The organism is Methylosinus sp. Ce-a6 (assembly GCF_009811655.1).
Taxonomy (GTDB): Bacteria; Pseudomonadota; Alphaproteobacteria; order Rhizobiales; family Beijerinckiaceae; genus Methylosinus.
In genome coordinates this window covers 18,408-45,195 of the sequence record NZ_BGJX01000029.1, presented here as the reverse complement: position 1 = coordinate 45,195, position 26,788 = coordinate 18,408, and the positions used below count along the sequence as shown (strand labels likewise).

At 68.2% G+C, this 26,788-nt stretch carries 20 protein-coding genes and 1 pseudogene; 6 read left to right on the top strand and 15 right to left on the bottom strand.

All coding sequences use genetic code 11. The features are described 5' to 3' along the window. Window positions 1-123 precede the first annotated feature (123 nt). The 3 genes from Mspo_RS15555 to Mspo_RS15545 form a co-directional block, all read right to left on the bottom strand. Complete coding sequence (locus tag Mspo_RS15555) at window positions 124-963, bottom strand: alpha/beta hydrolase (protein ID WP_159731306.1); 840 nt, start codon at window positions 961-963, stop codon at window positions 124-126. Between the two features lie 6 nt (window positions 964-969). Then, window positions 970-1,671 (bottom strand): TerC family protein, encoded by a 702-nt coding sequence (locus tag Mspo_RS15550; RefSeq protein ID WP_159731304.1) that lies wholly within the window; start codon window positions 1,669-1,671, stop codon window positions 970-972. 202 nt (window positions 1,672-1,873) lie between these two features. Beyond that, window positions 1,874-2,650, bottom strand: a complete 777-nt coding sequence (locus Mspo_RS15545) for a GyrI-like domain-containing protein (protein ID WP_159731302.1) — start codon at window positions 2,648-2,650, stop codon at window positions 1,874-1,876. Between the two features lie 75 nt (window positions 2,651-2,725). Here Mspo_RS15545 and dapF point away from each other — a divergent pair, with 75 nt between their 5' ends. Further along, a complete protein-coding gene (gene dapF, locus Mspo_RS15540; protein ID WP_159731300.1) occupies window positions 2,726-3,604 on the top strand; it encodes a diaminopimelate epimerase in 879 nt (292 codons plus the stop codon). Continuing rightward, window positions 3,601-4,761, top strand: coding sequence for a MiaB/RimO family radical SAM methylthiotransferase (locus tag Mspo_RS15535; protein ID WP_159731298.1), 1,161 nt, complete (start codon window positions 3,601-3,603; stop codon window positions 4,759-4,761). Before dapF ends, Mspo_RS15535 begins: the two co-directional genes overlap by 4 nt. A 114-nt stretch (window positions 4,762-4,875) precedes the next feature. On the opposite strand, the gene Mspo_RS15530 is transcribed toward Mspo_RS15535, so the two are convergent. Continuing rightward, window positions 4,876-6,057, bottom strand: coding sequence for a sorbosone dehydrogenase family protein (locus Mspo_RS15530; RefSeq protein WP_159731296.1), 1,182 nt, complete (start codon window positions 6,055-6,057; stop codon window positions 4,876-4,878). Between the two features lie 283 nt (window positions 6,058-6,340). On the opposite strand from Mspo_RS15530, the pseudogene Mspo_RS15525 reads away from it, so the two are divergent. From Mspo_RS15525 to Mspo_RS15510, 4 genes and pseudogenes are all read left to right on the top strand, one after another. Beyond that, window positions 6,341-6,630: pseudogene (locus Mspo_RS15525) on the top strand (DUF2239 family protein); the annotation flags it as partial. Between the two features lie 99 nt (window positions 6,631-6,729). Next, window positions 6,730-6,957 (top strand): zinc ribbon domain-containing protein, encoded by a 228-nt coding sequence (locus Mspo_RS15520; protein WP_159731294.1) that lies wholly within the window; start codon window positions 6,730-6,732, stop codon window positions 6,955-6,957. A gap of 202 nt (window positions 6,958-7,159) precedes the next feature. Continuing rightward, the gene (gene infC, locus Mspo_RS15515; RefSeq protein WP_159731292.1) at window positions 7,160-7,687 is read left to right on the top strand and encodes a translation initiation factor IF-3; all 528 of its coding nucleotides are present in this window, start codon (window positions 7,160-7,162) and stop codon (window positions 7,685-7,687) included. Between the two features lie 105 nt (window positions 7,688-7,792). After that, window positions 7,793-8,608: a hypothetical protein gene (locus tag Mspo_RS15510; RefSeq protein WP_244613478.1), complete on the top strand. Its 816-nt coding sequence runs from the start codon at window positions 7,793-7,795 to the stop codon at window positions 8,606-8,608. A gap of 422 nt (window positions 8,609-9,030) precedes the next feature. On the opposite strand, the gene Mspo_RS15505 is transcribed toward Mspo_RS15510, so the two are convergent. The 11 genes from Mspo_RS15505 to tagH all read right to left on the bottom strand — a co-directional run bounded on the left by Mspo_RS15505 (window position 9,031) and on the right by tagH (window position 26,768). Next, complete coding sequence (locus Mspo_RS15505; protein ID WP_159731288.1) at window positions 9,031-11,835, bottom strand: caspase family protein; 2,805 nt, start codon at window positions 11,833-11,835, stop codon at window positions 9,031-9,033. Between the two features lie 124 nt (window positions 11,836-11,959). Beyond that, window positions 11,960-12,214: a hypothetical protein gene (locus tag Mspo_RS15500; RefSeq protein ID WP_159731286.1), complete on the bottom strand. Its 255-nt coding sequence runs from the start codon at window positions 12,212-12,214 to the stop codon at window positions 11,960-11,962. Beyond that, complete coding sequence (locus tag Mspo_RS15495) at window positions 12,211-13,569, bottom strand: TNT domain-containing protein (protein WP_159731284.1); 1,359 nt, start codon at window positions 13,567-13,569, stop codon at window positions 12,211-12,213. The genes Mspo_RS15500 and Mspo_RS15495 overlap by 4 nt, the downstream gene beginning before the upstream one ends. 7 nt (window positions 13,570-13,576) lie before the next feature. Then, entirely contained in the window at window positions 13,577-15,346 is a 1,770-nt protein-coding gene (locus tag Mspo_RS15490; RefSeq protein ID WP_244613477.1) for a hypothetical protein, read from the bottom strand. A 112-nt stretch (window positions 15,347-15,458) separates the two neighbouring features. Beyond that, window positions 15,459-17,279 (bottom strand): serine/threonine-protein kinase, encoded by a 1,821-nt coding sequence (locus tag Mspo_RS15485; RefSeq protein ID WP_159731282.1) that lies wholly within the window; start codon window positions 17,277-17,279, stop codon window positions 15,459-15,461. Between the two features lie 65 nt (window positions 17,280-17,344). Then, window positions 17,345-18,133 carry a PP2C family serine/threonine-protein phosphatase gene (locus tag Mspo_RS15480; protein ID WP_159731280.1) on the bottom strand — a complete coding sequence of 263 codons (789 nt, stop codon included), beginning with the start codon at window positions 18,131-18,133 and terminating at the stop codon, window positions 17,345-17,347. Beyond that, entirely contained in the window at window positions 18,130-18,831 is a 702-nt protein-coding gene (tagF, locus tag Mspo_RS15475) for a type VI secretion system-associated protein TagF (protein WP_159731278.1), read from the bottom strand. The genes Mspo_RS15480 and tagF overlap by 4 nt, the downstream gene beginning before the upstream one ends. Before the next feature lie 10 nt (window positions 18,832-18,841). Next, a complete protein-coding gene (gene tssM / locus Mspo_RS15470; RefSeq protein WP_159731276.1) occupies window positions 18,842-22,390 on the bottom strand; it encodes a type VI secretion system membrane subunit TssM in 3,549 nt (1,182 codons plus the stop codon). A gap of 12 nt (window positions 22,391-22,402) precedes the next feature. Continuing rightward, window positions 22,403-23,926 carry a type IVB secretion system protein IcmH/DotU gene (gene icmH / locus Mspo_RS15465; RefSeq protein WP_159731274.1) on the bottom strand — a complete coding sequence of 508 codons (1,524 nt, stop codon included), beginning with the start codon at window positions 23,924-23,926 and terminating at the stop codon, window positions 22,403-22,405. Further along, the gene (gene tssK, locus Mspo_RS15460; RefSeq protein ID WP_159731272.1) at window positions 23,923-25,263 is read right to left on the bottom strand and encodes a type VI secretion system baseplate subunit TssK; all 1,341 of its coding nucleotides are present in this window, start codon (window positions 25,261-25,263) and stop codon (window positions 23,923-23,925) included. Before tssK ends, icmH begins: the two co-directional genes overlap by 4 nt. 119 nt (window positions 25,264-25,382) lie before the next feature. Next, window positions 25,383-26,768, bottom strand: coding sequence for a type VI secretion system-associated FHA domain protein TagH (gene tagH / locus Mspo_RS15455; RefSeq protein ID WP_159731270.1), 1,386 nt, complete (start codon window positions 26,766-26,768; stop codon window positions 25,383-25,385). Window positions 26,769-26,788 lie beyond the last annotated feature (20 nt).

Genomic DNA, 26,788 nt, shown 5'->3' with positions numbered 1-26,788 from the left:
CCCAGCCTGGTTCGAATCATCACCGGCCAGCTTGGCACAATGATGCCGTCGGGGGCCGTCCACCCATCAGGATGAGGGGGCGGGTTTTTCGACGCGAGCGAAACTTTCAAGTCTCGTTCCACATCAATCGCTCGCCTCCATGCGGCGCGGCGCGGAGAGCGCGGCGTCGACCCAGCGGGCGACGCGCGGAAACACATCCGGCAATCCGAGGACCAGATGCTGCCCGCCGGGCACGAGGACGAATGTCTTCGGCTCATTGGCGAGCTCGAAGAGCCAGCGGCCGAGGGCGATCGGCGTCACGCCGTCCTTGTCGCCATGGACGATGAGCACCGGCATGCGCACGTCGCGAATGGCGGCGTCGGAGCGGAACTGATCCAGCATCAGCCAGCGCACCGGCAGCAGGCCGTAACGCATCTCGGCGACGTCGGCGGCCGAGGAGAAGGGCGAATCGAGCACCAGCGCCGCCGCCTCGCGTCGCGCGGCGAGCTGCGTCGCGACGCCGGAGCCCAATGATTCCCCGACGAGCACGATGCGTCCCGCCGAATAGCCGCGCGCGCAGGCGGCGGCATAGGCGGCCTCGGCGTCGCGCATGAGGCCTTCTTGCGTCGGCGTTCCGCTGGAGCCGGCATAGCCGCGATAGGCGACGGCGAGGAAGCCATAGCCCTCGCCGATGAAAAAGCGGAAGCGCGGGACACGGTCGACGAGCCCGCCGGCATTGCCGTGGAAATAGAGAAGAACCGGCCGCCCGGCGCGCGGCGGCGCGTGCCAGGCGACGATCGTCTCGCCGTCGGAGGTCGAAAGCTTCAACTCGTCGACACCCGCGAGGCCCGCCTCATGCGGCGCGACATGCCGCGTATCCGGCAGATATTGCAGGCGCCGCTGGAACAGGCCGAGGCCCGCCGCCGCGCTGATATAGGCGCCGCCGACGATGAGCAGCGTCCATTTCAGCAGCGTGAGCGCCATCGAAGGTCAGCCTTCGCCCTGGGCCTTGCGGCGCGCCTCGGCGCGCTCTTCGAGCTTCAGCGCGACGAAGCCGGCGACGATCACCAGAGCGGCGCCGGCGATCGAGGCCGCGAGCTCGAAATGCGCCGGCGCGGTCCAGCCGAATTTTTCCCAGACCAGATCGCCGGCGATGAGCTCGCCTGAAATCCAGCCGAGCAGGCCGGCGCCGGCCCAGACGAGGATGGGAAAGCGCGACAGCGCCTGCATCAGCAGTCCGGCGCCGAAGACGACGATCGGCACCGAGACGCCGAGGCCGAAAATGATGAGCGGCATGGAGCCGCGCGCGGCGCCGGCGATGGCGATGACATTGTCGAGCGACATCACCGCATCGGCCATGACGATGGCCGTTACCGCGCCCCACAAATCCTCTTTCGCCTCGACGTGATGCTCCGTCTCGTCGATCAGCAGCTTGGTCGCGACGCCGAGCAGCAGGACCCCGCCGAACGCCTTGAGCGCGGGAACGGACATGAGCTGAATGACGACGAAGGCGAAGGCGATGCGCAGCAGCACGCCGCCGGCCGCGCCGAGAATTATGCCCCATCGTCGTTGCTGTTTCGGGAGCTTGTGGCAGGCGAGCGCGATGAGGATCGCATTGTCGCCCGAGAGAAGCAGATCGATCCAGATGATTTCGAAGATTTCGAAGCCGACGGAAAGCTCGTCGCCGTTCATTGACTTGGGTGTCCAGCCCTGCCCGCGGGCAGTATGTATGCGATCATATCCCGCCTCGGGGGGCGGACGCCAGCGAGATCGGACGGCGGCGGAGCTCATACGCTATTTCCGCGCCTTGGCCGACAGTTTGGCCGGCGCTTTTCGGCCGCCGCTGCGGCGACGGCTCGGCAGGCGCGGGCGCGAGCGAAGCGGCGCACAGCCCTCATTTCAAGAAGACGTAGATATCCACCTGCAGCGCGTCGTCGTCGCTCGACTTCAGATCGGTGAGATATTCCTCGACGAACAGGTTTTTCGTGTCGAGGCCCTTCTCGTCCAGAAAGGCGGTGATCGCCTCATAGGTCGAGTCGATCTCCTCATAGGGGCCGCGGTGCTGGAATTTCAGCGCCTTGCCGGCGGGCGAGGCGCCGATCTCGACGCCATGCTCGAGCTTCGTCTTGCCATCCGGCGCCTTGACGAGCGGCAGCATGGCCTCGAAATGAAAGCCATTGTCGTCGGTCTCGGTGAAGGCGACGAGCGGACGTCCGTCCGCTGTGAGGCCGGCATTGGAGGCGGCGGCGCGCAGATTGGCGATGGCGTCCGAAAGCGTCTTCAGCCCGTCCGTCCATGCGCCCTGCCCCCGCAATCTGGCGACCGGGCGGGCGATGATGTCGATCGCCTGGCCGGCGATGGCTTCGGCCTGGGCTTCCGCCTGCGCGTCGGCGGGCGGCGCCTCGTTGAGATCGAGCGTCGGCTTGGGCGCGACCGGACTGTCCGGCGTCGCGGGCGCGGGAGTGGCGGGCGCGGGAGTGGCGGGCGCGGAGGGCGCCGCCGCCGGAGCCTCGGCGCGGGGCGGCGGGGCGGCCGGATTTTGCGCAGGCGGCGGCCCGGAGAGCGTGCTGAAAATGGCGCCGGCGACGACGGCGAGGAGCGCGAAACCCGCCATAGCGGGCCAGGCGCGCTTCAATTTCTGCGAGAAGCTCTCACCGTCCAAATTGCTCATGGTCTCGTCCCTTTGAAAGCGCGCCGCCGGCCATAGCGGCGCGATTCGATTCTCTATATACGCCTGTAACAGGAAATGAACGGCATGATGACCAGCGCGCTCGCCGGACGCCCGATCTTTCGCATGAACGGGATCGGCAATGAAATACTCGTTCTCGACTTGCGCGGCGCCGGCCTCGAGGTCGCGCCGGCGGAGGCGCGCGCCATAGCGAGGGCGCCAGGGCTGCGCTTCGACCAGCTGATGGTCCTGCACGAGCCGCGCCAGGCGGGCGCCGACGCTTTCATGCGCATCTACAACACCGATGGCTCGCTCTCTTCCGCCTGCGGCAATGGCACGCGCTGCGTCGCCTATGTGCTCGGCCGCGCGGGCGAGGGCGACGCGCTGACGCTCGAGACCGACGCCGGCCCCGTCCGCACATGGCGCGCGGGCGAGACGCGCTTTTCCGTCGATATGGGCGCCCCGCGTCTCGGCTGGCGGGAGATCCCGCTCGCCGAAGCGGCGCCCGATACGAGAAATGTGACGCTTTCGCCGGAAGTCCAGGGGGCGCCGGCCGCCTTTTCGGCGGTGAACATGGGCAATCCCCATGCGGTCTTCTTCGTCGAGGACCCGCTGTCCCTCGACCTCGCCACGCTGGGGCCGCAGCTCGAGCATCACCAGCTCTTCCCCGAGCGCGCCAATATCTCCTTCGCCGAGGTCGTCGCGGCGGACGAGATTTTGCTGCGCGTCTGGGAGCGCGGCACGGGCGAGACGCGCGCCTGCGGCTCGGCCGCCTGCGCGACCCTGGTGGCGGCGGCCCGCGCCGGCCTCACGGCGCGAGAGGCCCGCATTCGCCTGCCGGGCGGCGATCTCATGATCGCCTGGGGGTCGGACGATCATGTGCTGATGACCGGCGATGTGGAGCTCGAGCTCGAAACGACGCTCGACGCGCGCTTCTTTGCCGAGCAGGACGCGTGAGCGCCGCGGTCGACATCGTCACTTTCGGCTGCCGTCTCAATCTCGTCGATTCCGAGCGGCTGCTGCGCGAAGCGCGCGCCGGCGCGAAGGGCGAGCGCGTCGTCGTCAACACTTGCGCCGTGACGGCGGAGGCGACGCGCCAGGCGCGCCAGACGATCCGGCGCATCCGCCGCGAGCGCCCGGCGGCCGAGATCGTCGTCGCCGGCTGCGCGGCGCGCATCGATCCGCAGAGCTTTTCCGGCATGGACGGCGTCGCCCGCGTGCTCGTCGAGCCGGGCGAGCCGCGCGCCGAGAGCGCCAGCGAAGGCCAGACGCGCGCCTTTCTCGCCGTGCAGAACGGCTGCGACCATCGCTGCACTTTCTGCGTCATTCCTTTCGGCCGCGGGCCGTCGCGCTCCACCGCGCCGGCGGATGTTCTCGCCGAGGCGCGGCGGCTCGTCGAAAGCGGCAAGCGCGAGATCGTGCTAACGGGCGTCGATCTGACCAGCTACGCCGCCGAGGGCGTTTCGCTCGGCGGCCTCTTGCGCGCGTTGCTGCGGGAACTGCCGCAGCTCGAGCGGCTGCGCCTCTCCTCCATCGACTGCATAGAGGCGGACGCCGAGCTTCTGGACTGCATGAGCGCGGAGCCGCGCGTCATGCCGCATCTGCATCTCTCGCTGCAATCGGGCGACGATCTGATGCTGAAGCGCATGAAGCGCCGCCACGCGCGCGGCGACGCCATTCGGTTTTGCGCGGACTTGCGCGCGGCGCGGCCGGACATCGTCTTCGGCGCCGATTTCATCGTCGGCTTTCCGACCGAGACGCAGGAGATGTTTTCCCGCACGCTCGATCTCGTCGAAGAATGCGGGCTGACGCATCTGCATGTCTTCCCCTTCTCTGCGCGCCCCGGCACGCCGGCGGCGCTGATGCCGCAGGTGAATGGCGCTCTGGTGAAGGAGCGCGCCGCGCGTCTGCGCGAAGCCGGAGAGGCGGCGCTCGTCCGCCATCTCGACGCGCAGATCGGCAAGACATTGCGCGTGCTGACGGAAAAGGGCGGCATGGCCCGCGCCGAAGATTTCACGCCGCTGCGCACGCCCGGCGCGGAGGCGGGGGTGATGTTCGATGTGCGGGTGACGGGGCATGACGGAAAGGCGTTGAGCGGAGCTCCGGCTGCCTGATTATGATGTCGCGAAGAACGCGGCGTCGAAGCAATCCAGAGCCGCCTCAGGCGTTGCATCGCTTCGCTGCGCCCACAATGACGGTCGAGGCGGGATGCGATCGGAAGAGACCTGTCACGGCGCTGTATAGGCGATTCGATACACCGCCCCATTCGCGTCATCCGTCACCAGGAGCGAGCCGTCCGGCAGTTCCGCCACATCCACGGGGCGGCCGAGATATTGCGGATCGCCGGTGTTCCAGCCTTCGGCGAAGGGTTCGCTGACGCTGCTTTTTCCCTCTGGGCCGACGCGGGTGAACATCACCCGCGCGCCGATCGGCGTGGCGCGGTCCCAGGAGCCGTGCTGGGCCGAGAAGATGCCTCCGCGATAATAGGGCGGGAAGGCCGAGCCTCGATAGAAGCTCATGCCGAGATCGGCGGCGTGCGGCGCCTCCTCCACCTCCGGAAAGACGACGTCCGCCGGCGGCTCCTCGCGCGAATATTCGTAAGTGCGCACTTGGCCGCCGCCATACCAGGGAAAGCCGAAATGGAGGCCCGGCCGCGGCGCGCGATTCAATTCGCCGGGCGGCCGGTCGTCGCCCATGCGATCGACCTGATTATCGGTGAACCAGAGGACGCCGTCCGCGGGATCGAAATCCATGCCCACGGAATTGCGAATGCCGCGCGCGAAGACCTCGCGGGCCGAGCCGTCGCGATTCATCCGGATGATTCCGCCCATGCCGATGCGGTCGTAGAGCGCGAGCTTGTCGCGCGGCGTGACATTATAGGGCTGGCCGAGCGCGACATAGAGCTTGTCGTCCGGCCCGACGCGGCAGACGCGCGTCGTGTGATAGGCGCTCTGCTCAGCGGCGGGAACGAGCCCGCCCTGCGGCGCGAGAATGCGCGCATCCTTCCAGGCGAGACGGCGCCAGTCCCTCTCCGCCTCGGCGAAGCTCGAGATGCGGTTCTGCTCGACGACGAACAGAGCGCCGTCCTTGTCGAAACAGAGACCGTGCGGAATGACGAATGGCGCGTCCGGCGTGAAAGTCTCGACCGAAGCGGCGCGCTCGCCGCCCGGCGTCAGCACATGAATGCGGCGCACATCCGTGCCGACGAAAATCGCCTCGCCGCGCCGGCCGACGGCGAGCGTGCGCGCATGTGGGACCAGTGCATAAAGGGAGATGGAAAATCCCTCCGGCATTCGAATGCGGCGCAAATCCGCCTCGACCCGGCGGGCGTGGGCGTCGGCGGCGGGCTCCGCGCCGGCGAGGAGCGGCGCGAGGCAGAGAAACGTGCAAAGAATGAATCGGCGGATCATGCGGGCGCGTCTCCGAATGCGGGCCGAACAGCGCGGCCAAGAGAGAAATAGGGAGGATCGCGCCCGCCACGGACGCCGATTGCTTGCCTACGGGTATTATTGACTATCCTTGGTATAAATTTTCGCATGGAACAGGAAACTCTCTCCCGTTTGTCGCGGCCCTGCGCCGCCTTCGCCGAGGGCCGAATGCTGGCCTGCGGTCCATTGGTCGAGGTCGCTCTGGCGTTTAAGGACGCCGCGCGGAGCGCGCCACCAGGCGCAGGAGCAAGACGCCGCCGAGGATGGCGCGCGCGGACGCGGCCGGCCCAAGCTCGGCGTCGTCTCGCGGGAAGTCACCATGCTGCCGCGCCATTGGGAATGGCGCGCCGCGACGGCGGGGCGGAGGGCCGTCTGCGCATGGCGAGGGAGGCCGCCTATCGCTTTCTGTCCGCCATGGCGGGAAATCTTCCCGGCTATGAGGAAGCGTTGCGCGCGCTCTTTTCCGGCGACGATGCGCGTTTCGAATCGCAAATGGCCGACTGGCCCACGGATATCCGCGCCTATGCGCTGTGCCTCGCCCGCGGCGGGACATGAGTCGCCGCCGCGCCTTGCAATGACGCGGCCTCGGGCGCATGTAGAACGCTGAAAACGTGTAAAACGCCGAAAACCTGTTCTCGGCCGACGAGGATTTCGATGCCGCTCTACGCCTATAGCTGCAATTCCTGCGACAGAGAATTCGAGACTTTGGTGCGCTCCGACGACATTCCCGCCTGTCCTGCCTGCGGGAGCGTGGAATTGACGCGCCAGCTCTCGCTCATCGCCAAACCGGCGAGCGGCGGCGAAACGGAGGCGTCTTGCGCCGCCATGGGCGCCGGCGGCGGCTGCGGAGCCTCCTGCCCGGCCTTCGCCGACTGTGGCTGAGCGAGAATTTCGGCGCGCTCGCCGAGAATAGTTCGATATCGACGGTTGACTTCGTCGAAGAGAGTGAGATTCTTCCGACGTCGGCCATCCGCCGGGGCGCCCCGGGGGAAGCGGCGGCTTGCGCCGCTTTCGCTTGCGAATCGGCATAGATCGGCAGACGATAGATTTCCATTCTGAAGGGAGAACATCCATTCGCCGTCCAATGAAGAGCACTGCGGCCCCGCAGAAGGAGGGTCCGCGCATCAACCGGGAGATTCGCGCGCGCGAGGTGCAACTGATCGACTCGGAAGGCAAGAACCATGGCGTGGTTCCGCTGCTCGAGGCCCTCTCGCTGGCGGAAACGGCTGCGCTCGACCTCGTCGAGATCGCGCCCAACTCCGAGCCCCCGGTCTGCAAAATCCTCGATTACGGAAAATTTCGATTTCTCGAACAGAAGAAGGCCGCCGAGGCCCGCAAGAAGCAGAAAATCGTCGAGGTCAAGGAGATCAAGCTCCGCCCCGGCATCGACGAGCACGACTATGACGTCAAGATGAAGGCCGTGCAGCGCTTCTTCGAAGAGGGCGACAAGGTCAAGGTCACATTGCGCTTCCGCGGCCGCGAGATCGCCCATCAGGACATCGGCTACCGCCTGATGACACGCGTCAAGGCGGAGACGGCCAATGTGGCCAAGGTGGAGCTCGAGCCCTCCATGGAAGGCCGCCAGATGATCATGGTGCTGGCGCCGCGTTGACGCGCCAGCCGGACGGGGCCTCGATCCCGCACTTGCCGAGGCCGCGTCTTTCAGTCTTTGTTGTCGTTCATGTCCGACCTTCTCCAGCGCACGATTCGGTCCGGCTTGGCGCTTTTTTTGGCGCTGGCCGCTGCGAGCGGGGCCGTGGCGCAAATGGCGTTGCCAGGCGCGATCGCGCCTGCGCCGGCGGGATCCGTCGCCGCGCCTGCGGATACGTTCAGGGCCAAGCCGAAAGCCGTCGCGCCCGTCGCCCCCAAATTGCCGAGCGAGGATTCGATCCTCGGGCGCATCCTTCATCAGGACGGCGAGGCCCGCGGCTCCATCGAATTGCAGCGGCGCGGCGGCGCGCTCGAGGTGGCGCGGCTCTCGCTCGTCGGCGATCGGCTGACGCGCTCGGGCGAGACCTGTCGCATCGAGGTCTCCGAGCCCTTGCAGCTCACGCCGCGGGAGTCGGAGAGCGGGCTTCATCGCTATCAGGTCGAGTTTCCCGCCTGCCCCTTCGGCTTCGACGCGCTCGACGGCGCGATCCTCGTCAGCTCCGACGGCCGCGCCTGCGAGCTGAAGCAAGCCGATTGCCGCGCCGATCCCAATGGGCTCTGGGGGATGGGAGGCGACGATTTCGATCCCAAGCGCGCGGAGGAAATGCTGACGATGCGCGCCCGCATCGAGCAGACGGTGCGCAACGACTTCAAGGCGCTCTACGACGGAATCAAATCCGACAAGGCGCAGCGCAAGGAGCTCGTCCGCGAGCAGGCGGGCTTCTCGGCGCGCCGCGAGGAAATCTGCCGCTCCTATGTCCAGGAAGCGGATTTCGGCTATTGCGCGCTGCGCGTGACGGAGGCGCGCGCGCTCGCGCTCGGCACGATGCTGGCGAAAGGCTTCAAGAACACGGCCGAGGCCGGGGCCAAGAAGAAGCGATAGGACCGCCTGAAACCCTTGCGCCCGGCCGCGACGCGCCACGGCGAGGCGGCGCCGAGGACGAGCTGCTCGCGCAAACGGCATTTTCATTGCGCGATCGACGAAGACCTTCGATGCGCGACTGTCATGAGCGTCGAGCTCTCGCCGCGATGACAGCCATCGGACGCCATGCGGGCCGGCGGCCATGCGCCGCGCGAACAGGCCGGACAATAGAGCGTTTCCAGCCGAAGTGGACGCCGGTTCGGCGTCGGAAACGCGTCAAAACAAAAGCTTCGAGTCTTTCCGTGTTTCAATGAAGCACGGAAAGACTCGAGGGCCGCAGCCGACCATGCGCTCAGAGCAAAAACGCCTGCCTTCAGGGGCCGTCCACATATGATGCCGGGGCGAATGTCGCTTGCTTGGAGCGACGCCATCGCGCTCGGATATCAGAAGCCTGGATTATGCGACCATGAGAGGGGCTTCGCAGCCGCGGGGGCCGACGCCGCGACCGGCGCCGGGGCCGCCGGGCGGGCGACTTGCGCCGGACGCTCGACAGGGGCCCGCTCGCGCAGGCGACGGGGAGCGACAGGCTCGGCGAGCTGATGGCGCTTGCCGGCCCGCGCCGGCCGCGCCGGCTCCTCGTCCTCGTTGCGGCGGGCGTTGTGCTTGGCGGGCTTGGCCGCGGGAGCGATCTCTTCCCGGCTGGCGTCCTTGACGGGCGTTTCCGCCGGCTTGGCGGCGATCGGCGCGGATTGCTGCGGGCAGACGGCCTCGCTCTGACCCTGAAGCTCGGCGACGAGCTCATCGGTCAGCCGGGTCGGCGCGGCCTGACCCTTCTTGCTCGCATAGGCGGCGACGGCGGATTTGGTCGGCTCGTCGAGCCTGCCATTGGCCAAGGACGCATAGCAGCCGAGCTTTTTCAATTGCATCTGCGCCTCGCGCACCCGGGTCTCGACGGAGGCGAGCGCTCTGTCGAGATCGCCGCGCGCGTCGGCGCAGGAGAATTTACGGCCGCGCAGCGCGCCGAGGCGAGACTGCGCGTCGAAGCTCGTCGCATCGACATCGGCGACGCTCTTGCGATCGGCGGCGCAGGCGCCCTCGAGCTCGGCGATCTTCCTGCGAGCGTCGGCGCGCGCCGATTCGCAGCTCATGCCGTCGGCGGCGGCGCGCAGGCCGGCGAGATCGCCGGATTTGGCCTCCAGCGCCTTGCGATCGGCGTCGCAGCTCTCCTTGGCGAGCCGCTGCTTCTTCTCGAGCGCGGCCACCAGCTCCTTGGCGTCCTTGCGCAGGTCGTCGCAGGTCGTGGCCAGCACGGCGGCGCGCAGAGCGACGAGATCGTCGGATTTGGCCTGCAGCGACCGGCGCTCCGCGTCGCAGGTCTGGCGCGCCAGCGTCTCCTGCTCCTCGAGCCGGGCGACGCGAATCTTCGCATCCTCGCGCGCGGCGTCGCATTTCAGGCCGAGCGCCGCGGCGCGCAGCCGCAAAAGGTCCGAACCCATGCCGGCGACGGTCTTGCGCTCGGCCTCGCAGCTCTGGCCCTCGACGCGCAGCGCCTTGCTCTCGAGCTCGGCGATCAGGAGATTGGCGTCATTGCGCGCCGCTTCGCAGCGCATTCTGGCGGCGGCGGATTTGAGCGCGGCGACGTCGCTCGCGCCCGCGCCGGTCAGCGCCTTGCGATCGGCGTCGCAAATGTCGCGCTCGCGCTTCTCTTTCTCCTCCAGCCGGGCGAGCACGAAACGCGCGCCCTCGAGAGCGGCGGCGCAGGTCATGCGGCCGACGGCGGCGCGCATTCCGGGAAGGTCGCTCGGATCGACGGCGGCGAAGGCCTTGCGCTCGCTGTCGCAGGTCTCGCGGTCGCGCCGCTCCTTGGCCTCCAGCGCCGCGACGAGGGGCCTCGCCTCCTCGATCGCCGCGCGGCAGGCGAGCCGCCCGGCGACGGCGCGCAGGCCCGGAAGATCGTCCCGGCCGACGGAGCGCAGCGCCGCGAGATCGGCGTTGCAGATGTCGCGATCCCGCTGCTCCTTCTGCTCCAGAAGGGCGAGCTGCTCGCCGGCGCGGCGGCGCGCATCCGCGCAGGTCATTTTCGCGGCGGCGGCGCGAAGGCCGGCGAGATCCTCGGCTCCCACCGCGGCGAGAGCCTTATTGTCGGCCTCGCAGCTCGCCAGCTCGCGACGCTCCTTCTCCTCGGCCTTGGCGACCAGCGCTTCGGCGCCCTTGCGGGCGGCGTCGCAGGCGAAGCGTCCGGCCGCGGCGCGCAGGCGGGGAAGATCGTTCGGACCGATCGCGTCGAGCTCCTTCTGCTCGGCGTTGCAGCGCTGCACGCTCTCGAAGAGATCGAGACGCAGCTGCGCGTCGCGGGCGCGGGGCGAGTTCGGATAGGAGGCGAGAACGGCGCGGAAATCGGCGGGGTCCTGCGATTTGGACGCTCTCTGCCACGCCCGCTCGGCCATTTCGTCGGGGCTCAGGAAGTAGAAGTCGCCATAGATGCGGCTGGAGATTTCCGGCGACTGCTTGCCCTTCGTCGTGCGCGCGACATCGTCGCTGACGAGGTTGAACAGGCGGCGGATCTCGACCTCCGGCGCCTTCAGATTCTTGAGCAGCGCCTCGGCGAAGGGGCTGTTGCGGCCGGCGCCGTCCAGCGCCACCTCGTGCGGCGCGGCCGCATAGGCGACGAGAATCCCCTTGGCGCCCTTGTTCACCGCGACGCTCATCCGCTCGAGGCCGCGCGGCAGCATTCCGCCATCCACGGAGCGCGAGGCGGTGACGAGACTGTCGAAAGGATTGTTGCGGCAGGCGTCGAGAATGAGAATATTGACGCCGCTGGATTTGGAGAGCGCGAGGCGCACGCGGTCCATGTCCAGCGCCTTGAACTCGACGTCGGCGACATCCTTCACGGCGATGTCAGTCGGCAGCAGATAATTCTTGCCCTCGTTCTGCACGCCATGGCCGGCGTAATAGAACAGAGCGACATCCGCGCCGGCGGCCTTGCGCGAGAAATCGGCGAGCGCGCCGTCGAGCTGGTCCTTGCGGGCGTTGACGAGCGAGATGACCTCGAAGCCGAGGTCCTTCGCCAGCGTCTCGGCGACGTCCTTGGCGTCATTGACCGGATTTTTGAGCCTGGCGATATGGTCGTATTCGGCGTTGCCGAGCACGAGGGCGACGCGCCGCTCGGCGAAGGCGGGCGACGCGAGGACGGCCGCGAGAGCGAGGCTCGCGAAGGCAAGGAAGAGTGATTTCCAATGCTTCGTCATATTCGTCGAACGCCGTTGGGATGAAATCCACAGATTTCCGCGAAGGCTAGCATTCCGCCTTCGCCCTTACAATCGACACTAGCCTCGCCGGCGGGGCGCGGATGTGCGTAATCGCACATCCGCGTCAATTCATGCCGTGTCCCGTATATTCTCGCATCAAGCCGTCGACCTTGGAAACGAAATAGGCGACGGCGTCGGCTTCCGTGGCGAATAGGCGCGGGTTCCGCCGGGCGCCGCGCTCGCTGAAATAGACGGTCCAGGAGCCATCCTCGCCGTGCTCTATGCCCCAGCAATCGCCGTCGCCCAGGCCGCCGATCGTATAGAGATATACCGGCGCCTTCTTGGATTTGAAAAGCATCAATGCTTCGTCCAGCGTCATCGCGTTCCTCCGACGAGATAGCCTTCCGCGATCAGGTCCTCGATCGACATGTCGGTCATATATTGAACCGCGCCGCCGGGTTCGCCGAACCAGGGAGCCGCTCTGCCGGCCGTGACCGGCAGCGGCTTCGCCACCGTGTACCGATGATAAGGCATTTTGGCGGGATCGTAAGGCAAAGCCCGCTCCGAATAGGGAGAGCCGAGCGGCGAGAGAAAGTTGCCGCCTTCGCCGCCATAGCGGTCGAGCGTCGCGCCCGGGGGGAGAACATCGCGATAGGGCTCTTCTCGAAAGCCATTCGGGAGGGCGCCGGGCTCCTTTCCGTCCGGCCATCTCAGCGAGCCGTCCTCCTTGAACCATTCGGGCCCGAGATCTTCCCTCAATCGTGGATCCCGCGGCCTTCGTGGGACCCCTCCCGCCTCGTCGCGCGGGGCGGGGCGCGGCTTTTCGGAAGCGCCTTTCGCGCCTGCGGCGCCTTCTTCCGCCGGCGACGCGGAACGTGCTTTCGGAGAGGGGCGAGGCTCATATCTCTCCGCCTTCGGCACCTTCTCCTGCGGCGTGTTGCGCAGGCCGGGCTTTTTCTCGGTCCAGCGCGCCGCCTTTTTCGCGACGCCGCGAGTGAGCGCGGCGATCAGGACGGCGATCCCGAGCTTGGCCACGCCATCGGCGAAAATCGCCGCCGCTTCATCGAGCTGCTTCACGCTCTGCGCCGTCGCGACGAGCTCCAGCGCATGGAACAGCGCATGGAGTCCTCCCCAGAGCTGCGCGCCGCCGAAATAGAGCCCGGCGGCGAGCAGCACGGCGTCGATCGCCTCTCCCGCGCCGAAAGCATGGGAGACCGCCCAGATGGCCAGCACCTCGACGGTGGTCTCGAGCGCCTGCGGCTCGACGAGCTTGGCGAATTCCTGCTTCGTCGCCCCGCTCAGATGGTTCGGGACGAGTCCCAGCGTCATCGCGATGCGCTCTTTCAGGCCGACGCCGGCGAGCCTCGCGCTGTCGGGCGGACCGGCGGCGGAGACCGGGCGCGCCGGCGGCGCGGCGGCTGCGGAGCTTGCGAGCCCTTTGGAGCGATCCGCGACGACGAAGGCCGCGAGCGATCCGTTGCGGCTCATTCGCGCGACGCGGTCGATCAGCGCGCGATCGTCCGCCTCGCGGATGCGCGCGCCCTCCTCCCGCCAGCGCGCGAAGGCGCGGCGCAGCGCGTCGGCGGTCTCTGGATCGGCGAGGGCGATGCGCAGCCGGCGGCGCACCTCATATTCGCTGAGCAGCGCGCCGCGGTCCCGGCCGGCGACGGCCGCAAAGGCCGCGCGCGGACCGAGGATCAGCGTCTCCGATCCGGCTCGCAGGCGCAAAATCATGCCGCTCTCACCGCGTCCGCGTCTTGGCGGCGCCTTTGGCCGGCCTTTCCGCGCCATTGTGATCGAGGGCCTCGGGCCGGGTCTGCTCGGGTTTCGTCCTGCCCATCGGCGTCGCCGTGGTGACGGCGGCGACCGGCGTCGGCGCGCTCAGATCATTGGCGAGGCCGCGGAAGCGCACCGGGCGATAGCCGCGCGCGAGCAGCGAGCCGAGCGGATAGATGTTGCGGCACACCTTGCCGTTGCAGCCGCCGGTCGAGGATTCGATCACCTCGGCGCGGCGGTCGGGGGTGAAGCGCATGAAGAGCATCACATGCGAGCCCGGCTTGTTCAGCGCGTCCCCCGGCAGGAGGTCCCAAGGATTGCTCAATTCGCGCGAGATCGCCGGAATGGCCATCGTCGTGAAATGCGTCGAGAGGCCCCAGCAGGCGCTGACGAAGGCCGAGCAGTCGACGCCGGCGACATCCGGCCGCGGATCGTTGCGGGTGCAGACATTGCCGGCGAGACGGCCGGCGCCGATCGCCGCCGCTATGCGCGGCAGCGCGCCATGGCAGCCCCAGCAATAGGGAATGCCGACGACCTCTTGGCCCAGCTTGCCGTGCAGATAGCCCGGCCGGCGGATGCGGGCGAAGCCGCTGCAGGCGCGATCCGGGTCGGCCCCATAGGCGCCGGCGTTGACGCGCCAGCGCACATTGGCGAATTGCAGCGCCGTCTGAATGACCTGCGTGCGGTCGAGCGGGCGCACGGCCGCCGCGGCGCCCTTGCGCTTGCCGAAATCGGTCAGCGAATAGGAGGGAGCGGGCGGCGCGAGGTCGATCACCTGCCCATTCTTCATCGGCCGGAAGCCGACGCCGAGCAGATCGACCGCTCCCTTGCGCGTGCGCAGGAAATAGACGTCGCCTTCCGGCGAGACGGTGACGAAACGGCGCGACAGCGCGACTCGGCTGTCGAGCGGCAGCTCATAGACGCCCTCGAGCGCGCCATTGGCGGCGTAGCGGGCGACGAAGGTCGAGGGCTGGTCGGTGGCGTCGGTCGGAATATTCTCGCCGAGCACGAAAGTGCGGCCGCGGTGGTCGACGTCCAGCACCTCCACCGAGCCGATGCGGCTGCGCACCTGCATTTTCAGCTTGGCGAGCGCCGCGCCATCCTTGATCTGCAGAGAGATCGAGACGCCTTTCTTGTCGAGCGGGCTCACATCGGCGACAACCTGTCCGCGCCCATGCGAGGCTATGGTCTGGCGCGCGCGCATGGGCTTGGCCGCGCCGAGACTGCGCGTCGCCTCGTCGTCGATCTCCTGCGAGCCGGTCTGCGCGAAGGCGGAGAGCGTCGCCTCATCGGGCGCCGCCACCGAGCGCGTCACCGCGAGGCTGCGCGTTTGCGCATCCTCGGGGCCTGTCGCCTGCAGCGCGCGCGGGCCCTCGTCCCACACATAGATGGTGTCGCGGGCGACCACGATATCGGTCGGGCGCAGATCGCTCGGCAGTTCGAGCGAGCGCGTGGCCTCGGCCGGCTTGCGCGGATCGAAGCGCAGCACGCGGCCATTGACCTGATCGAGCAGATAGATTTCGCCCTCGCCGCCCGAATAGATCGCCTGCGGGCCTTCGATCTCGGTGTCCGCGCCGGCCTCCACCACCCCGACCGAGGCGACGTCGCCGCCCTGGCGGAAGCTGCGGAGGAGCTCCTCCTCGGCGAGGGCCGGGCGCCCAGGAAACAAAGCCAGCGCCAGCAGGGCCAGCGCCGCGACGAGCGACAGGCGCACCCCTGTCATCGATCGCGCCATGAGGAACCTCCGCCCGGCGCAGCGCCGGAAAATGCGAATTGCAAAGTCCGAGGTGAAAGCATCTCGGGTCATTCTTCGGCTTTCCCGGCGGCGCGAGGCTCGCGCGCGAGCTCTAACGTCCCGAAACCAGCAACACATATTTCAGCGCCACCGCCGGCGGCGGCGACGTCGTGGCGAGCTCATCGGCGAGCCTCGCGAAAACCTCTTTCGCCGTCGCCGCGCGGGCGGCGCCGGCGATCGAGACGGGAGTCGCGCCGGCGATCGCCACCAGCAGCACCGGACCGGGCCTCGTGGCGCGCAGCTCCATCGCGAAGTCGCGGCGCCCGGGCTCCTGTCCGAGCCGACTGCTCAGATCATTCACCAGTCCGTCGTCGTCGACTATGAGAAAACGCACATGTTCGGCGCGCGTCTCGATCGCGCCCTCGAGCCGGTCGCCGCTGCGCTGCAATTGCGTGCGCGCCACGTCGAAGCGCAGCGGCTCGCGCACCGCCAAGAATCGCTTGGCGAAACCCAGCGCCGGACACTGCGGCGCCGTCACCTTGCGAACGCCGATCGCCGCCGGAACGCCCATCGCGTCCTTGAAGGATTTGTCGAGCGCGTCGAAGGGCTCGCGGCCGCGGCCATAGCCGTCGATCTGCACCTCGCCGGCGGAAATCTCGCCGACGACGGCGAGAAAACAATCGCCGCCATCGAAATCGCGGGCGTATTCGCGCAAGCGCACGAAAGGATCGGGCCGCGTCTCGGCCGGCTGTTGCGGCGGCTCGACGACTGGCGGCGGCGGTTCGGCGTTGGAGGCGGAGAGGTCGGACGTCGGAGGAGTTTCCGCCTGCGTGGCGGCGACCGGCGCATCGCGATGAACATAGAGCCAGCCGCCATAGGCTGCGGCGGCCAGCGCGACGACGCCGAGGAGAGAGCCGACGAGAATTCCGAGACGGCGGGGCTTTTCCTCTTTCGCCGTCTCGGCGGGCTTCGGCGGCGGCGGAGCGGTTGCGATCGGAACCGGAATCGGCGGCGGAACGGGGACGGACGTCGAAGACGGCGGGCGCGGCCCACGCGGCGCGAAGACAGTGGAGCCGCGTTCGTCCGCGTCCGGCGTCCAGGCGGCGAGCTCGGCCATGCTGCGCGGCCGCGCGGCCGGGTCCGGTTGCAGCATTGCCGAGATGATCGGCCGCATCATCGGATCGATCTGCGCGAGATCGGGAAGGCTGCGGCGGCGCTCGATGACCTCGACCTGCGTGCCGTCCATGGGCAGCGGCTTGCCGATGAGGCAGGCCGCGAGCACCAGGCCGAGACTGTAGATGTCGGAGGCCGCGCGCACGTCGCCGCCGAAGAGGCCGAGCTGCTCCGGCGAGACATATTTGTATTTGCCGGCGAATCCCGAGCCGATCACGGTGCTGTCGCCGACCCGGAGCGAACGCGCTATGCCGAAATCGATGATGCGCGAGCGGGCGATGCCGGCCTCGGGGACAATGATATTGTCCGGCGAGACGTCGCGATGGACGACATTCTGCTCATGCGCGGCCTGCAGGCCGGCGGCGATGCGGCGCATCAGCGCCAGAACCTGCGGCGCCGGCAGCGGCCCGCGCTCGAGAATGTCGGAGAGCGGCTGGCCCTCGACGAACTCCATGGCGAGATAGTGCCGGCGCAATTGCGGCTCCAAGGTGAAGCCGAAATAACGGACGATGGCTTCGTGATGGATGCGGCGCAGCGCCAGCGCCTCGTTGCGGAACATGGCCAGCATGGCCTCGTCGCCGGCGAGCTGGTCGCGGATCAGCTTTATGGCGACGGTGTCGCCGGTCTCGATCTCATGGCCGCGATAGACGTCGCCCATGCCGCCCGCCTTCAGAAAGGCGTCGATCTCATAATTGGCGTTGAGCCGCGTGCCGGGCGGCAGGGCGCCGTGGATCGAGGGGACATCCGGCGGGTAGGACATTTTATCGCTCTGAAAAACCGGCTCTCGCGCTCAGGACGAATGATAGACCGCTCGCGCGGATTTCTTCAACGCGGCCGCGTCGTCTCTCTGGACTCCTCGCGCCCCGGACGCAAGCGGGTCGCGTCCTGCTCGCTCCGATAGGCGGCGACGAGCGCGGTGACATTGTCGGTCCCGCCGCGCGCGAGCGCCAGATCGACGAGCGCGCGGCAGGCCTCCTCCGGCGCCCGGCCGGCGGCGAGGCCGGCGATCTCCGCCGCCGTCAAATGGCCGGTCAGCCCGTCCGAGCAGAGGACGAACATGTCGCCTTCGAACAGCTCGCCATTGATGAAATCGAGCGCGAGCGTCTCGCCGGCGCCGACCGCGCGGGTGATGACATTGCGGCGCGGCCAGTTGCGCGCCTCCTCGGCGGTGAGCACGCCATCGGCGTAGAGCTGCTCCGCCTCCGTGTGATCTATGGTGATCTGCACGATGTCGCCTCCCCGCAGCAGATAGGCGCGGCTGTCGCCGGCCCACAGGCAGGCATAAAAGCGGTCGAAGGTCAGCAGCGTGACGACAGTCGAGCCCATCGTCGCGACTCCGCGCAGCGCCGCCTGCCGCTTGATGTCGCGATGCGCGCCCTGCAACGCCTCCTCGCATTGCCGGCGCAGCTCGGCCGCCGAATCCTGCGCGGCGACGCGGCTCAGACTGTCGACGACGACCGCGCTCGCCGTGGCGCCCGCCGCATGGCCGCCCATGCCGTCCGCCACGGCGAAAAGGCCCGTCTGCGGCTTGGACAGGAAATTATCCTCATTCTCCGCGCGCACCCGGCCCTTGTCGGAGAGCGCGAAGGCGCGCATCGCGCGGACGTCGGTCATGGCGCTCGAGCCTCGCCGCCGGGCGCTTCGGGCGCGAAGCGGCCGGTGATCATGGCGGAAAAGATCGTGGGATCGGGCAGGCCGGTCGAAGCGAGCGCGACAGGCGCGAAGCCGTCGCCGCCCTGCGTCCACCAGAAGCTCTGATCGGCGACCGCGCGGGCGCGGGCGAGCGCCTCGCGCGCGAGGCGGCAGGCTTCGGCGAAACCCGCTGCGCCGACGCGCGCCGCGGCCGCGCCCGGCGTCACGAGGCGCGCCTCCGCCAAGTCCAACGCCGGCGCGGGCAGCGCCTCCAGCGATTCCAGCACCGATTCGAAGGCCACGGCCGGCTCCAAGGTCGAGAGCAGGAAATCCTCGACCGCGGCGAACCAGCCGTCCTGCGGATCGGCCTCCGGCGGCGGCAGGTTCTCGCCCTCCTCGGCGAACATTGCGACGCTGAGCGGAAAATAGCGGCCGACGCCGTCCACCGAAGGCATGAAGGCGCCGATCGCCGTCGCGCCGCCGCTAAGCTGCGGGCCGAGCCAGAAGCGCCAGATCGGCGCGGTGAGATAGGCGGCCCGCCAATCCGCGCCGAGCTGCGCCCGGCTCGAGGCGACGCCGCCCTGGATCCAGGGCTCGAAGGCCGAAAGAAAACCGCGCGGCGCGCCCTGGGACACGAAATCCCGCTTCGCCTGCAGCTTGCCGAATAATCCGCGCCGCATCCCGCGTCCCTCACAATTGCGTCGGGCAGTGGAATTCGGTGAGCGCCGGCAGGGTGAGCGGCTTCAATGTCGAGCCGGCCTGGAAGCCGAAGATCAGCGTCTGCCTGCCGAGCGAGAAAGTGGCGTTCAGCCGATCGCCGGAATAGGAGCGGCCGGCGGCGTCCAGCAGGCGGAACAGCGCCCAGCCGCCGAAACGCTCCAGCACGATGGCCGGCTGCGCCGCGCCGGCGCCGCCGTCGAGCGAGGCCTGCGCCTGAGGCGCGTCGGTCGAGAGGCTCACCGCCGCGCGGCCGCCGCCCGCGCCCGGCCATTGGATCGCCCGCGGCGTCACCGAAGTGCCGGCGACGGAACTCGCCTCCTGGCCGTTCACCTCGAATTTCGCGCTGCGGCCGGCCCCGCTCAGCGGCGGCGGATAGACGGTGAGCGCGAGGTTCGGCATGTTCCCGCCCATGGGGAAGAAGGCGTCGCGAATCTGCGCGGCGCGCTGGAATTCGCGCAGGCTCGCCGCCGAGAGGCGCGCGGTCAGCGGATATTCCGGCCGGAAGGCCCAGGGCGATTTGGCCGTATCGACATATTTGGCGAGCGACTGCTTGAAGAAGCTGTCGAGTATGCCGTTCGGCCCGAACAGCCGGCCGAATTCGGCGAGGCCGATCTCGCTCGCCGCGCCTTTGACGAAAGGATAGCGCCCCGGCGTCAGCTGCTGGCAGGAGGTCGCGACCTGCTCGCGGAAGGCGGAGGTCAGCCGCAGCAATTCCGAATCGAGCACGGCGCGGTCGAAATCGGAGGCCGCGCCGGTGAGCATGGGGCGGAAGGGCTCGGGCAAGCGATCCGCCGTGCCGCGGAATTTCTTCAGCTGCATGGCGAGCGCCGCATTCGCCTGCGGCGAATTCTCCGGCAAAGTGGCGCCGACGACGAGATTGTCCTTTATGTCGTTGAGCTCGGCGAGCAATTCGTCGATCGGCTTGCGCGGCCCCGAGCCGTCCATCCAAATCTGGAAGGGCGCGAAACGCTTCTCGATCTCCTCGCCCGGCGGCCGATCGCCGCGGCCCGGAAAGAGATCGGAGAGCGCGATCTGCGGCGCGGCGGCGCCCTCCTTGGCGGGCGTCTCCTTGCGCAGCTTGCGCTCCTTGGTGAGCGCGGTCTCCTCCACCACCGATTCGAACAGCGCCTTCAACGGCGAGTTGGAGGCGGTCGCGGCGCCGAGCGCGCGATATTGCGGCTTGTCGGCGTTGAGGCGCTTCATCTTCAGCCGGCCGAGCGCGCCGCGCCAGGCGGCGTCGAAATCGCGCCCATAGAGCGCGAGCAGATCATTGCCGAGCGAGCGATATTCGTCGCCGAGCGTCTCCTCCTCGCCGGGGCGCCCCAGCACCCAGCGCTCCTTGCGCACGCGGTCGGAAATGCCGGGAAGCCCGCGCAGAAAGGCGCGCCTGAAGCCCTCATATGTGTAGAAGCCCGGCACGCGGATCGTGTCGAGATCCTTGCCGCTCGTCTCCTCGAACAATTGATCGAAGAGGAGCCCGCCGGCGCCGGGCGCCGTCCAATCGGCGATGTCGAGCGTGCGCGCTTCCGACTTCAACAGCTCATAGGCGCGCTCGGAGAGCTTCAAGCGCGCGAGCGTCTTCTGGCTCTCGTCGATGAGCGTCTGATTGGGATGGACGAGCAATTCGCCATTGTCGAGCTCGAGCATGTCGTCGAGATGCTGCTCCAGCGCCTTGGCGTTGTCGGCGAGTGGACCGCGGAAGAGATTGTCGCGCCAGTCGCGCCGCTCGAAGGCGAGAATCACCTCGCGGTCGACGGGCGTGCGCGCATGGCCGAGCATCAGATAGACTTTCAGCGCCTCATAGATGAAGCCCGGATCGTCGCGATGCTCCTCGAGCAGCTCCTCGAGGCGGAACAAGAGGCGCGGCCGCAAAAGCCGCTCGAGCGCCAGACGATAGGAGGCCGCCGACGCCTCGACGAGCCGCGCGCGCTGGCCGAACCCCAATCCTTCGAAGAAGGATTCGGGATCGCCCCGATGAGCGTAGCCGGTCGGCGCGTCGCGCAGCTTCTGCAACAGGCCGAGAATCTTGCCATAGTCGCGATCCTCGACGACCATCTGCCGCGTCAGCGGAAAAGCGGCGTCGGCGGCATATTCGCGCGCCAGCCCCTCGGCCGTCGCCGTCAATTCGGCGTTGGCGGCGTAGCTCTTCCACATCGCGAAAGAAGCGCCGACGCCGAGGAGCGCGATGAGGGCGAAAGCCGCGGTCTTCAGGAAGAAGGCGCGCCGCACCGCGCGCGGATCGGTCGACACCCAGGCGGCCTCGCCGATGATGACCTTCTCGACGAGATCATAGAGGAAGAAGCTCTTGCCGAGGCCGCGAAAACCGAGCCCGCCGACGTCGCGCGCGCCGAAATTTTTCACCAGCGCATTGATGAGCTGGTCGATCGGCGTGCCCTCCTGCGTGCCGGAGGTGAAATAGAAGCCGCGCAGATTGGCGTTGGAATGATAGCGCGTCGGCTCGAATATGGCGTTGAGGAAGTCGTGCACCGGGCGCTTCAGCGCCGCCATTTGCGCGGGGAAGCCGTAGAGCGCCACACGATTGGCGGGATTGGGCTCCTCTTGCAGGCGGTCGAGCATGTTCTGGTTCAGGCGCTCGATCAGCGCGTCGAACTCGCGCGGAACCTCGGCGACGAGATTTTGCTTCTTGTCCGCGGTCTGGAAGGTCGCGCCGAAGACGCTGCGCAGCTTGTCATTGTCGAGATTGGCGAAGAATTCGGTGAAGCCGGCGACGAGATCGGCCTTGGTGAAGACGGCGTAGACGGGGAAATCCACCTTCAGCCGCTCATGCAGCTCCAAAAGGCGCGCGCGAATGGCCCGCGCATGGGCGGCGCGCTCCTCGCGCGAGCAGAGCAGGAGGTCTTGAACGCTGATCGCCACCAGCACGCCATTGATGGGCTGGCGCGGGCGATGCTTTTTCATCAGATCGAGAAAGGAGAACCAGCTGCGCTTGTCGAGCGCGGCGTCGGAATCCTGCGTCGTGTAGCGGCCGGCGGTGTCGATGAAGACGGCGTCCTCGGCGAACCACCAATCGCAATAGCGCGTGCCGCCGGCGCCGGCGATCGCCTCGGGCGTCGCGCCGCCGGCGAGCGGAAAACGCAGGCCCGAATTGACGAGCGCCGTCGTCTTGCCGGCGCCGGGCGGGCCGATGATGACATACCAGGGCAGATCATAGAGATAGGTGGAGCCGCCCTTGGCCGATTTCTTCAAAGTCGCGAGCGCGTCCCTCATGCGCTCGCCGAGCACGATCGAATCGTCCTCCGCCTCGGCGTCGGCGACGCCATCGGCCAAGGATTTGGCGTTCTTGCGCCGCCGCCAGAGGGAGAAGCCCGCGACCGACGCCGCAATGGCGACGATCAGCACGATGACGATGTCGCGCACGATCGCATTCTCGAGCGGCCGCCAGCCGCCGAAGGCGACGAACGGCCCGGCGAGATACACGATGCTCGAGATCGACGCGAGGCCGAGGCCGAACAGAATGATGCGGACGATGTCGCCCTTGACGCCGGGCTTGTCGAACATTGGGAAAAATCCTCAGTCTATGCGGCTGACGAGCACTTCGACGCGCCGGTTGAGGCGCCGTCCGGCTTCATTGGCGTTGTCGGCGATCGGCTCGGAGGGGCCGCGGCCGGCCTCCGAGACGCGCGAGGGATCTTTCAGCCGCGGCCGCAGCAGAGCCGCGACGGCGCGCGCGCGCTCCTCCGACAGGCGCTGATTGTCGCGGAAGGGATTGAGCGGGCTCAAGGGCTGATTGTCGGTGTGGCCGATCACCTTGATCGGCCCGGTCTCGCCGTCTATGGCGCGCGCGATGCGCTCGGCGATGGGCGAGAATTGCGGCAGCACCGTCGCCTTGCCGGACTGGAACAGCACCGCGTCGCCGACCTTGATCTGCACCCATTTGCCGTTGCAGGTGACGCTGACGCCGTCGCCCACCTGCTCGCCGATGCGCTTGCATTGCACGGAGGGTTTCGGCGGCGGCTCCACGCGCGGCAGATTGAGCCGCTCCTGCAGCGCGATCTTGCTGGACGGATGCAGCGTCTCGATCTCCTCGGCGACCGCTTCGCCGACGCCGCCGAGCTTGGCGCGCAGGCCGATGAAGACGCCGAAAAGCAGCAGCGCCGCGACCGCCGCGGCGATCCAGACCGGCAGCACGAAGCCCCTGCGCCCGAGCGGCAGCGCCTGGCCGCGCCAGCGCGGCGAGAGATCGAGCACTTGCTTGGGCCGCACGCGGCGCAGCAGCTCATAGAGGTTGCGCTGGATGTATTGCAGCTGATTGGGGCCGCCCTCGGCCGCGCGATATTGGCCCTGAAAGCCGAGCGCGAGACAGACATGCTGCAATTCCAGCACGGCGAAATTGGCGCCCGGATCGCGTTGCAGCCATTCGAGCTGCTTGAAGAAATTCACGCCGCCGAGACGCTCGCCGAAGAAGCGCGAGGTCATGCTGTAGCGCGTCCACAAATGGCGGTCGTCGGTGGGAATGTTCTGCACGATGTCGTCGGCCGTCGCGCAAAGGAGATATTTGGCGACATTGGCCTGCTCCGGCGTGACGCCGGCGCTGCGAATATCCTTGTCGAAAAAGGCGACGGCGGCGGCGACCTGCTCCAGCAGGCTCTCGAGATCGGCGCTGAGCGCCGCGACGCGCAGCCGCCCGAGCAGATGCAGCAGCGGTCCGGCGGCGCGCAGGATCGGATTTTGATGCTGGGCGACGAGCTCGTCGAAATCCAGATCCTCGGCGCGCTGCAAGGGCGCCGCGGCCGGCTGCTGCGCGCGGCCCGTCACCCAGGCGTCGGGCGCCGGCGCGCGCGGCGGGCTCGCCGTCTCGAAAGGCGAGGGCGCGAATTGGCCGTAAGGATTTTCGGCCGGGCGCGGCGCGCCGAAGTCGGGCTGCGGCGCATAGGCCGGGGCCGTCTGCGGCGTGTAGCCGGGCGGCGGCGCAAAAGCGGGCGGAGGAGCGGGCGGCGCGGCCGGGCGCGGCGGCGGACGGCGCCCGCCCGGATTGGGCTGGAACACGGTGCGATCGCCGCCCGGGGGACCAAAAGGATTGCCCTTGTCGCTCATCTCTTATCCTCCCGAATGGCCCAGAGCTCGAGCTCGAGGTCCGGCCAATCGCCCGAGAAATGCAGGCCGATCGCGGCGGCGACGCTGAACTCGGGCCAGAGCGGGCTCTTCTTGTCGATGTAGAAATAGACATGGTCGCCGAGCGCGCGGACTTGCGGCGGCGGCGAGGGCCGATGCACGAGCGGCACGCCGGGCAGATTGTAATGCACGATCTCGTTCATGCGCGTGTCCGGACCGAGCTTCAGCAGATTGGGGAATTGCATCTGAATCTCGGTGAGCGGACGGCGCGACGACACTTCGAGATAGAAGGAGGCGTTCTGGAACAGCGAGCGATCTCTGATCGGCGATTTGAACGCATTCGGCGCGAGCTGCTGGAGCTCGAGGCGAATGGCGCGATGGTCGGCGTCCTTGCTGAGAAAATCCTGCAGATCGCGCAGCACCGGCTCGAATGTCGCCTTCAGATTGTCGTGGTCGTAGGCGCGATAGCTCGGCGCGCGGCGGTCGGCCGCGCAGAAAGTGGCGAGCTCGCCGGCGAGCGCGACGAGGAAGACATAGAGCCGCTCCGGATGCAGATGATTCGCCGTATGCTCGAAATGCTGCAGCGCGGGGATCGCCCGGTTGAGCACCTGCAACAGCATGTAGTCGCGATTCTGCAGGCCGCCGCCCGCGGTCGGATCGGCGGCGTAGCGCGCGAGCGCCTCGAGCTTGTTCTCGATCCAGCCGATGACGCGGTTGAGCCAGCCGACGACGACGTCATGCGCGCGGCAGACGAGCACGGTGGGCGCGAATTCCGGATCGAGCAGGACCGCGCCATTCTCGAGCTTCACGATGCGCGCGACGGGAAGGTTGCCGTAGCCGCGCTTGCGCTCGCTCTCGAGATGCAGCTCCATGCGCGGATGCGCGACCTCGATCTCCTCCTCGCTGCGCAGCTCGGAGGTCGAATCGATGAAGGTCTCGGAGGCGTGGAAATAGCGGCTCGCCGAGGCGCCGCCGCGCCGCGCCACCTCGCGCGTGTTGGGCGAGGCTTCCGGAAAGGCGAGCCAGACGATGCGATTGGCGATCTTGTCGTCGATCGGCAGGGGCTCGGGCAATTCCTCCTTGCCCTCGAGCTGAAAGGGCGTGCCGTCCTGCATCACGCCCCAGGCGGCCTCGAGCCCGAATTTGCCGCGCTGGGCGAGGCCATGGTCGATGTCGAGGCGGGAGAAGCCCCAGGAGAAGGGCGCGAGATTGCGCGTGCGGGCCGTCGTCACCCATTCGAGATAGCGGTCGCTTTGCTGGAAGTGGTGCGGGCGCAGGAACAGGCCTTCGCTCCACACCACCTTGCTGCGCCAAGACATTTGCTCCCCCCGTGATTTCTCGAGTCTTTCCGTGTTTCGATGAAACACGGAAAGACTCTAAACTTTTGTTTTGACGCGTTTCCAACGCCGAACCGGCGTCCACTTCGGCTGGAAACGCTCTATTTCTGGGCGTCGGCCCGATCGTAGCAGTCGGCGAAATTGCGCATGAAGGCGTCGACGAGCTTGTCGCCGGAGCGCGGGCTCATCGCCTCCCAGCGCTCGACATAGCGATCCCACAACCGCGCCTTGCGCGAGCCGACGAGCGAGGCGAGCCCGGCGTCCTTGGACGCGCTCTTCTCTATGCCGGCGGGATCGAGTCCGCCGCTCAACATGCGAACCGCCTCCTGCATGGCCGCATAGGTCCGCAGCTCATGCGCCTTCACATCGACGAAGGCCTGGGCGAAAGCCGGATAGGCGGAGAGATAGCCCGGCCGCGGGGCCCCGAGGACGATGCGCAGCGCCTCTTCCGTCGTCGGCGCGAATTTCAGCGGATTATTGCCCTGCGCCTCGATGATGGTGTGACTGGCGCTGCGCGTGAGCCGCTTGGCCTCGGCGCGGGCGCGCAGCAATTGCCGCGTCTCCTCGGCGAGAAGGCGCGTCAGCGCGCCGAGCTGCTCGCCCAATTGCGCCGGGCTCGCGCCGGCGAATGTCTCCCCCGGCGCGCCGAGCGCGCGTGAAAAGCCCGCCAAAAATTCAGCAAAAGCGTCGTCTGCGCCGGATGCGGCAGGAGCGACCGGCGGCGGCGCGGCGGGCGCAGGCGGATCGGCGAATGCAGGCGAAGCGGCAGCCGCCGGAGCAGGAGGAGCAGCAGGGGGAGGAGGAGGCGACGCCCAGTCGGCGACGGGCGCCGCCATTGTCTCGCGCATCGCCGGCGCGGGCGGCGGCGACGCGCCCCATATGTCGCCGGCGGGAGGCGCGGGCGCGGGGCTCGGCGCGGGAGCGGCCGGAGCCGGGCCCCAGATCGAGGCGGGCTCGGCCGTGGGCCGCCGCGGCGTCGGCGCCACGGGCGTCGGAACGTCGGCGACATGGTCGATCCAATCGACATGCGGCGTCGGCTCCAGCCGCCGCGGATCGAGCGACCGCGGATCGATGGGCGGCGGCGCCGGATCGGAGGCGCTCCAGAAATCGTCATAGGCGGCCGTCGGCTGCGTCGCCGAGACGACGGCCGCCTCGACCGCCGGCGCGTCGCCCTCCACATGAACCAGAACCACATAGTCGCCGATATAGAGCCGGTCGCCGTCATGCAGCCGATGGGGCGATTGGACGCGATTGTCCGGATGATTGACGAAAGTGCCGTTCATCGAGACGTCGGTGAGATAATAGCCGCCGTCGCGCGGCGCGATCTCGCAATGACGTCCCGAGATGAAGTGGTTCTCGTCCGGCAGGCACCAGTCGAGATGCTGATTGCGGCCGATGTCGACGCTGCGCCGGCCCTCCGCGACATAGGTCAGCGGGCCGCCGTCCGGCCGCCGGCTGAAATTCTCGATCGTCAATGTCAGGCGCATGACCCGATGGCTCCCCCTGC